Consider the following 8,960-nt stretch of genomic DNA (forward strand, 5'->3'; position numbering starts at 1 on the left):
CGAAGTCGAGAGTGCCACCGAGTTGTATCATTTACTCAACGAGCGATTCCCGAACTATGCGGTCGGACTCATGCACGGAAAACTGTCGAGTGCCGAGAAAGATGAAGTGATGAAGGCGTTCGCTGACAACTCCCTGCAAATTCTCGTGTCGACGACGGTCGTCGAGGTCGGGGTGAACGTGCCGAACGCCTCGCTCATCGTGATCCACGATGCGGAACGGTTCGGTTTGGCCCAGCTCCATCAGTTACGGGGGCGCGTCGGTCGAGGCGCACATCAATCTTATTGTATATTAGTAGGAGACCCGAAGTCTGATGTCGGTAAGCTCCGCTTGAAGACGATGACGGAGACGAACGACGGATTCGTGTTAGCGGAAAAAGATTTAGAACTCCGCGGCGCCGGCGACTTCTTTGGGACAGCCCAAAGCGGGTTGCCGAGTTTCCGTGTCGCCGACCCGGTGCTCGACCTCAAAGTGATGGAAGTGGCGATGCAAGACGCCGTCCGCTTGCTCGGCAGCGAGACGTTTTGGCAGGAGTCCTCGTACAGACCGCTGCGTCAATACTTGAAGCGACTCGACTTACTTGTCGGTGAAAGGTTAGAATAACACTTGAAAATTAAAACTAAAGAATATATACTGCTATTAGTACCAGGTATTAAGTTCTTTAGGGAAGAGTTTAGGAGGGAACTGAATGCGGGTACCTAAGAAGGAGCGGCAACGCTTACTGCAAGAGACGATTGAACATAACCCGTTCATTAAAGACGACGAGCTGTCGAAGCAGTTCGCCGTCAGCATTCAAACGATCCGTCTCGATCGGATGGAGCTTAAAATTCCTGAAGTCCGGGAACGGATCAAGCATGTTGCTTCGGAGCACCTCGATGAAGTGAAGTCGCTCGCAATGAGCGAGGTCATCGGTGATATGATTGACTTGAAACTCGACGAATCGGCCATCTCGGTTCTCGACATGGAAAGAGAACACGTCTTTAGCCGCAATGAGATCGCCCGTGGACACGTCTTGTTCGCTCAGGCCAACTCGTTAGCGGTGGCGCTCATCGACGACGAACTGGCGTTGACCACTAAAGCGGAAATCCGGTTTAGTCGCCAAGTTCATCTCGGAGAGCGAGTCGTTGCCAAGGCTCGTGTTGTCAAACTGCGTCGAGACGGACGGACGGACGTCTCAGTGGATAGTTATGTCGGCGAAGAGTGTGTCTTTAGCGGAGACTTCACGATTTATCGTCGCGGTGAGGAGGAACAAGTATGAAGTTAGCAATTGATGCAATGGGTGGGGATCATGCCCCAAAAGCAATCGTGGACGGCGTAAAACAATTTGCTGAAAGTTTTCCGGACGAGCAGATGGAACTGTTTCTAGTCGGTGATGGAGTGAAGCTTGCATCCTACGGGTTGACCGACCCGCGGATTACAGTCGTTCCTGCGAGCGAAGTCATCACAGGCGAAGATGAACCGGTCCGGGCGGTTCGCCGGAAAAAAGACAGCTCGCTCGTCGTAGCGGCTCAGCTCGTCAAAGACGGGAAAGCAGATGGACTCGTATCGGCCGGGAACACCGGGGCGCTCATGGCGGTTTCGCTTTTTGTCATCGGTCGGATTCCTGGAATCGAACGTCCGGCACTGTCGCCAACGTTCCCTACATATACGGGTAGCGGTGTCGTCGTCTTAGATGTCGGGGCCAATCCGGACGCTAAGGCAGAACATTTGGTTGATTACGCGATCATGGGTTCGCTATACGCCGAGCACGTCCGCGGCATCAAGCGCCCACGTGTCGCACTCCTAAACATTGGGACGGAGGCTGGGAAAGGAAACGCGCTGACGAAAGAAGCGTTCCCCCTCCTCGAACAGGCTCCGGTCCACTTCGTCGGAAACGTCGAGGCCCGCGAGGCGATGTCAGGTGACGTCGATGTCATCGTGACAGAAGGATTTGCCGGAAACATTTTGTTGAAAGGTGTGGAGGGTGCTTCGTCAATGCTCATGAAAATGTTGAAAGAACAGTTCACGAGCGATATTGTCTCGAAGCTTGCGGCTCTCGTCTTAAAACCGAAACTGAAAAACTTGAAACAAACATTAGATTATCGTGAGCAAGGTGGTGCGGGCTTGTTCGGAATCAACGCTCCCGTCATCAAAGCGCACGGGTCGAGTGACGCACTAGCCATCATGAGTGCGCTCAAACAGGCGAAAATCATGGTTGACCATGATGTCGTCGCGAAGATCAAACAAGCGAAAGCAACAGACTAACGTAAAGAAGGTGAGTACATGAGAGAAGCGTGGATATTTCCCGGCCAAGGGTCACAAACAGTCGGTATGGGTCAAACGTTCTTAGACGATCCTGAACAGATGCAAGCGATTGATCGTCGACTCGGATTTGATTTGCTCGACGTCATGGCGGCCGGATCAAAAGAAGAGCTTCAACAGACGGAAGTCGCACAACCTGCCATCGTGGCGCACGCGGCGCTGCTCGCGCTCGCACACGGGAAGACCGGTGCCAAACCGGACGTCGTGATTGGCCATAGTGTCGGTGAGTATGCGGCACTCGTCGTCGCGGGCGTCATCGATCTCGAAGAAGCGTGTGTGCTCGTACGTGAGCGCGGTAAGCTCATGTCCGAGGTGAAGGACGGAACGATGGCAGCGGTCATCGGCATGACCGATGTCGCAGAAGCGTTCCACTTGACCGAGAAGATCAGTGCCAGCGGAAACCTTGTACAAATCGCCAATTACAACTGTCCGGGCCAGTTCGTCATTTCGGGTCACGTCGACGCGGTCAAACAAGCAGAGACAGACTTAAAACAGGCTGGGGCGAAACGCGTGTTGCCGCTAGACGTGTCAGGCGCGTTTCATAGCTCGTATATGATGCCTGCTGCGACACGGTTTAAAGATGTGCTCGCATCGTCACCGTTCAAAGATGCGACGATTGGGATCATTTCGAACGTCGACGCGGCGGTCCATACTGACGCCGAGAAACTAAAAGCTCTTCTCACCGAGCAACTGTACGCCTCGGTCCGGTTTGAGGACTGTGTGCGGAAAGCGATTGCTGAGGGGGTCGATACGTTCATCGAGTTCGGTTCGACGTCACCGTTGTCCGGGCTCATCAAACGAATCGATAAAAACGTGACACTTAAACAAGTGACGACGTTAGAAGAGGTTGCAGCGTTAGGGGGAGAAGTGCGTGCATGACCAAGTAGCAATCGTGACGGGTGCGTCCCGGGGTATCGGGGCCGCCATCGCGAAGCGTTTAGGGGAAGACGGCTTTCGAGTCGTCGTCAATTACTCGGGTAGTGTCGAGCAAGCAAAAGCAGTCGTTGCAGCCATTGAAGCGGCGGGCAGCGAGGCGATCGCCGTCAAAGCGGACGTCTCGAACGCTGACGATGTGAAAGCACTCGTCAAGACGGCAGTCGATACGTTCGGCCGTTTGGATTGCCTCGTCAACAACGCCGGGATCACACGAGACGGTCTGCTCATGCGCATGAAAGAGACCGACTTTGACGATGTGCTCGCGACGAACTTGAAAGGCGCGTTCTTGACGTCGCAAGCGGCGACGCGTCCGCTCCTCAAGTCGAAATCAGGGCGCATCATCAACATCGCCTCGGTCGTCGGAATCACGGGGAACGCCGGACAAGCGAACTATGCGGCAGCGAAAGCTGGACTCATCGGACTCACAAAATCGGTGGCGCGCGAGCTCGCGGCCCGTCACGTGACGGTGAACGCGGTCTGTCCAGGCTTTATCGAGACCGACATGACCGGTGCGTTGACAGACGCGCAGCGCGAAGCGACGCTCGGACAAATTCCGTTCAATCGCTTCGGCCAAGTCGAAGACGTGGCGAGCATCGTCTCGTTTCTCGCGTCAAGCGAGGCCGCTTACGTGACCGGGCAGACGATCGCCGTCGACGGCGGCATGACGATGGCGTAAAAACAGAACTTTACCAATTGTAGTACATTTAATATAATTTACTTTGGAGGGATTTTATCATGACAAAAGAACAAATCTTAGTAGACGTACAAGCAGCAGTAGCAGAGAAACTCGGGAAAGACGTTTCTGAAATCACAGCCGAAAAATCATTTAAAGACGACCTCGGTGCGGACTCGCTCGAAGTGATGGAAATGGTCATGGACCTTGAAGACAAGTTCGATATCACAATCGAAGACGAAGATGCCGAGAAGCTTGCAACTGTGGGCGACGTTGTGTCTTACATCGAAACAAAATTGTAATCAAGCCTCCCACCGCTCATAATGAGCGGTGGGCTTGTGCTTATACACGGAGGGACTTATGACAAAGGATAAGCGACGGTTCGACCGTCAAGGGTCGGCGCAAAGACGCCGACGAAATGAAGTGGAGCGAGCACGTATCGTGGAGAAGTTCACGTCACTCGAGGAACGACTTGGTGTGAAATTTACGAATCAAGAACTGTTAATGCAGGCGTTCACCCATTCATCATATGTCAATGAACAACGCGGTTTGAAAAAAGACAATGAACGGTTAGAGTTTTTAGGAGACGCGGTGCTCGAGTTGACAGTGTCCCGGTTTTTATATGAGACGTATCCGGAGCGCTCCGAGGGGGAATTAACGAAGTTACGGGCGGCCATCGTTTGTGAGCCATCGCTCGTGAACTTTGCCGAAGCCTACGCTTTCTCTGATTTTATCTTGCTTGGAAAAGGGGAAGAGCTGACGGGCGGACGGAAACGTCCCGCGTTACTCGCCGATGTGTTCGAATCATACATCGCCGCCCTCTACCTTGACCAAGGGATCGAACCAGTAGAACAGTTCCTCGCCGAAGCGGTTTTTCCGAAAGTCTTAGCCGGTGTGTTTGAAGAGCAGACCGATTATAAGAGTCAACTTCAAGAGAGTGTACAGCGCGAAGGGCTCGGCCCGGTCACGTATACGATCATCGAAGAACGCGGTCCGGCCCACAGCCGTGAATTCGTCTCCCACGCTCGTCTCAGTGACGATATCGTCGGCGAAGGGATCGGTCGTTCGAAGAAAGAAGCCGAGCAGATCGCGGCTAAAGAAGCGTTGATCGAATTCAATCGGCGGTACGCCGGCCTATAAAAAAAGGAGTGGACCCGCGCGGGTCCACTCCTTTTGGTTACGTCAATTGGCCAAGTTCTTCGACGAGACCGTCGACTTCAGAAATCGAGAGTGATGACCGGTTCATCACGTAGTCGTAAATCTCTTTCACGGCCGATGCATCGGCTTTGTTATATTCTTCCGCCTTGATCGCACCGCGGTTGATGATGTTCATTTTATCGAGGATTTCCTCGATCATTTGTTCATTCGTCATGTGTAGTACCCCTTTCTACAGTTCTTTTTAGAATAGCATGATTCTAGCATTTTGACGAACTAGCAACTGTGGTAAAATAAACGAATGAATGCTTACTTAGGATAGGATGGTCACGATGCACTTAAAACGAATCGAACTCGCTGGCTTTAAATCGTTTGCCAAGCGGATTGAACTAGATTTCCGTCCCGGCGTGACAGCCGTGGTTGGACCGAACGGGAGCGGGAAATCAAATATATCGGACGCTGTTCGCTGGGTACTCGGCGAACAGTCGGCCAAATCGCTCCGTGGGGCGAAAATGGAAGATGTCATCTTTGCTGGTAGCGAAGGCGAGAACCACCGCAACGTCGCCGAAGTGACGCTCGTTTTAGATAATAGCGATGCGCACTTGCGCCTGCCGTATGAAGAAGTGAGCGTGACGAGACGCGTGACGCGCAGTGGCGACAGCGACTATTTCATGAATAAAAAGCCGTGCCGCCTGAAAGATGTCATCGACTTGTTCATGGATACGGGTTTGTCCCGTGACGCGTTTGCGATCATCGGGCAAGGACGGGTCGAACAAGTCATCTCGGGTAAACCGGAAGATCGCCGCGCCGTCATTGAAGAAGCGGCCGGCGTGTTGAAGTACCGCCAACGCAAAAAACAAGCGGAACGAAAGTTGCAAGACACCGAGCTGAACTTGTCGCGCGTCGACGATATCTTATATGAACTTGCCGACCGGGTCGAACCGCTTCGTGAACAAGCGGCACTCGCTCGAGAGTTCCAAGTCGCCAAGGCGCGGCATGACGACCTCGAGACCGGGATTCTCGGTGCCGAGATCACCGAGCTCAAGGCGAAAATCACTTTCGCCACAACACAACAGACGGCAGCAGAAGAACAGTTACGCAACCAAGAAGCGGCGCTGAACGCGCTCGTCACCGAACGGGCCGCGCTCGAGGAAACATTGACCGAGCATCGGGCCGTCCTCGAGACGCTCCATCAGGATGAGCGTCTTCAAGCGACTGAGCTCGAACGGCTCTCAGGAGATATTAAACTCGCCAAAGCGCGAGAAGAACACGGAGCAGAGACGAAAGAACGACTCGAGCGCCAACGCGCGGAGTTGGTCGAAGAGACAGAGCAATTGCAGTCGCGATTGTCGGTCGCTCAAACGGACAAAGCCTTGAAGTCAGAAGCGTTGCAGGCCGTTGAGACGACACGTGACGAGCTCGCGCGGAAGCTTACGGCGGCGACTCGCGATTTCAACGCGGAGATCGAACAGCTTCAAAGTGAAGCGTTCGAACTAGCAACGACACGAGCCACGCTCAGCAACCAACAGAAACGGGAACGACGTGACATCGAACAGGCAGAGGAAGCGAAAGCACGTCTCTTGCGTGAGAACAAGGACCGGCTTGATGTTCGAACCGAACAGACCGCCTCGCTCGATGCAAACCGAGATCGTCTTGAAGCGGTACGTACGGCTTGGCAGGAACTGTTGGCCGAAGAAGAGGCATTGGTCGCTAAGGAAGTCGCGCTCCGAGAAAAGTTGTCGCGAGCCGAACAATCGTATCATGACCTCGACCGGCGCCGTCAAAAGACCGAAGACCGGATCGACATGTTAGAGCGGATGAAGCAATCATACGAAGGGTATTTCCATGCCGTCAAATTCGTATTGAAAGACCGTGCGAGCGGCGTGCTCGGAGCAGTTGCAGAGCTGATTCAAGTGCTCCCATCATATGAGGCCGCCATCGAGACGGCACTCGGTCAAACGCAACAACACGTCGTCGTCGAAGATGAAGCGGTCGGACGCCGTGAGATCGACAAGTTGCGCCGGGCTAATGCCGGGCGGGCTACGTTCGTCCCGATGACGACGGTGAAAGAGCGCTTTATCCCGAGCGAGGTCGCCCATCGTCTCGAGGCGATGGACGGCTTCGTCGGCATCGCATCGGACCTCGTGACGACGGAACCTTTGTTTGACAAATTGAAACGGTCCTTGCTCGGGGCCGTCATCGTGGCCAAGACGCTCGAGGTCGCGAACCGGATCGCTCAGACGACGGGCTATCGCTACCGGATCGTCACGCTCGACGGCGATATCGTCAACGTCGGTGGTTCGATGACAGGGGGGAGCCGGAAACAAGGCGTCGCCCTGTTCACCCAGTCAAGAGAGCTCGATGATTTGAAACAAGGATTGACGCAAGGGTTGGCCATGCTGCACGAACAGCAGCTTCGTGTGACGGAGTATGAAGCGGAGACAAGTCGTCTCAAACAGTCGCTCCACACGCTCAGAACACGGAAACGGCAAGAGGAAGAGACGCTCCGGGCGTTAGAGACCTCGTTCCGGGAATTAGAGCGGACGACCCAGGACGCGAAAGCGCAACTCGAACTGTTCGATCACGAGATGAATCGCTATACGCATACGATTGAAACATCTTCGGCAGAATTGACGCGCCTCGCAAGTGAACTCGAGGCGACGGAAGTGTTGCAGACGTCGCTGCGGACAGAGCTCGAGCAGTTGCGTGCGGAGCAGGCGAAAGGCGCGGAGACGACGGGGCAATTGCAAGAGGCAATCCGTCTAAACGAGCTCGACCTGCAACGTCATACGCTTGACCTGGATCGGGTGAATACGGAAGTCGAACGGCTCGTTGCCGAAGTCGACAAACAGACGACCCGACTCGATCAAATCAAACACGAACTAGAGCGGCTCGAAAGCGGACGGATCGTCTCATCCGCGGAACTTCGAATCGAGCATGACGGGGCGACGGAGCAGATGAAAGTGTTGAAAGGGCGAATTGAAGCGCAGTCGCAAACGCTGAAAACAGAGGAAGAGACACACCGTATCCTCAGACAGCGTGAACAGCAGGCGACGGACGTTCGCCGCCAATTCGAGGCCGACGTCCGTAAGCTTGAAACTGAGGCGAATGAACTCGAGTTGAAACAGCAGTGGAAACTAGACGCCCTCGAAGAACGTGGACTCGTCTACGACCTGCTCCCGGTATTATCGATCCCGCTCGACGAGGCGAAAGAAGAGTTCAAGTTGCTCGTCCGTCAAATCGAGGAGATCGGACCGGTCAACTTGAGTGCGATCGAAGAGTTTGAACTCGTCAATGAACGGTTCACGTTCTTGTCTGAACAGCGAGACGATCTCGTCAATGCGAAACAGGACCTGTACGACGTCATCTCCGAAATGGACCGAGAAGTGACACGGTTGTTCAACGAGACGTATGCGACCGTCCGCACGCATTTCAAACAGACGTTCAAAGAACTGTTCGGAGGCGGCGAGGCCGACCTTAAACTCGTCGATGCGACTGATTTATTAAACACAGGGATCGATATCGTCGCCAAACCGCCCGGCAAAAAGTTACAGACGTTAAGTCTGTTGTCTGGTGGCGAACGGGCACTGACCGCGATCGCGCTCTTATTTGCGATTTTAAAGACGCGCCCTGTCCCGTTCTGCGTGCTCGACGAGGTCGAGGCGGCGCTCGACGAGGCGAACGTCCACCGGTTCGGTGAATACGTCCGCACGTTGTCGATCGATACACAGTTCGTCATCATCACCCACCGTAAAGGGACGATGGAGGCGGCCGACACGCTCTATGGCGTGACGATGCAACAAAACGGTGTCTCGGAGGTACTTTCGGTCGAATTATCAGAAGCGAAACGTGTCGTCGAGACAGATGAAGAGATGGAGGAATTAACTTGAGTTTTTT

General features: G+C 54.1%; 9 protein-coding genes. 8 read left to right on the top strand and 1 reads right to left on the bottom strand.

Translation table 11 applies throughout. The features are described 5' to 3' along the window. From A6395_RS14490 to rnc, 7 genes are all read left to right on the top strand, one after another. Positions 1–601: helicase-related protein (locus A6395_RS14490; RefSeq protein WP_286203279.1), on the top strand; the 601-nt coding region annotated here is incomplete at its 5' end. Positions 602–686: 85 nt separating this feature from the next. Then, the gene (gene fapR / locus A6395_RS14495; protein ID WP_016509712.1) at positions 687–1,256 is read left to right on the top strand and encodes a transcription factor FapR; all 570 of its coding nucleotides are present in this window, start codon (positions 687–689) and stop codon (positions 1,254–1,256) included. Then, positions 1,253–2,242, top strand: coding sequence for a phosphate acyltransferase PlsX (gene plsX, locus A6395_RS14500; protein ID WP_071399584.1), 990 nt, complete (start codon positions 1,253–1,255; stop codon positions 2,240–2,242). The genes fapR and plsX overlap by 4 nt, the downstream gene beginning before the upstream one ends. Before the next feature lie 18 nt (positions 2,243–2,260). Further along, on the top strand, positions 2,261–3,178 hold the full coding sequence (gene fabD, locus A6395_RS14505; protein ID WP_070327517.1) for an ACP S-malonyltransferase: 918 nt from the start codon (positions 2,261–2,263) through the stop codon (positions 3,176–3,178). Continuing rightward, positions 3,171–3,911: a 3-oxoacyl-[acyl-carrier-protein] reductase gene (gene fabG / locus A6395_RS14510; RefSeq protein ID WP_070327516.1), complete on the top strand. Its 741-nt coding sequence runs from the start codon at positions 3,171–3,173 to the stop codon at positions 3,909–3,911. Before fabD ends, fabG begins: the two co-directional genes overlap by 8 nt. Before the next feature lie 59 nt (positions 3,912–3,970). Beyond that, positions 3,971–4,210 (top strand): acyl carrier protein, encoded by a 240-nt coding sequence (gene acpP, locus A6395_RS14515; RefSeq protein ID WP_016509693.1) that lies wholly within the window; start codon positions 3,971–3,973, stop codon positions 4,208–4,210. Positions 4,211–4,331: 121 nt separating this feature from the next. Then, positions 4,332–5,048, top strand: a complete 717-nt coding sequence (gene rnc, locus A6395_RS14520; RefSeq protein WP_070327951.1) for a ribonuclease III — start codon at positions 4,332–4,334, stop codon at positions 5,046–5,048. 37 nt (positions 5,049–5,085) lie between these two features. Here rnc and A6395_RS14525 read toward each other — a convergent pair whose 3' ends face one another. Then, positions 5,086–5,280, bottom strand: coding sequence for a DUF1128 family protein (locus A6395_RS14525; protein ID WP_016509709.1), 195 nt, complete (start codon positions 5,278–5,280; stop codon positions 5,086–5,088). Between the two features lie 115 nt (positions 5,281–5,395). On the opposite strand from A6395_RS14525, the gene smc reads away from it, so the two are divergent. Then, entirely contained in the window at positions 5,396–8,953 is a 3,558-nt protein-coding gene (smc, locus tag A6395_RS14530; RefSeq protein WP_071399585.1) for a chromosome segregation protein SMC, read from the top strand. Positions 8,954–8,960 lie beyond the last annotated feature (7 nt).

It is taken from the genome of Exiguobacterium sp. SH31 (genome assembly GCF_001816105.1).
Lineage (GTDB): Bacteria > Bacillota > Bacilli > Exiguobacteriales > Exiguobacteriaceae > Exiguobacterium > Exiguobacterium aurantiacum_A.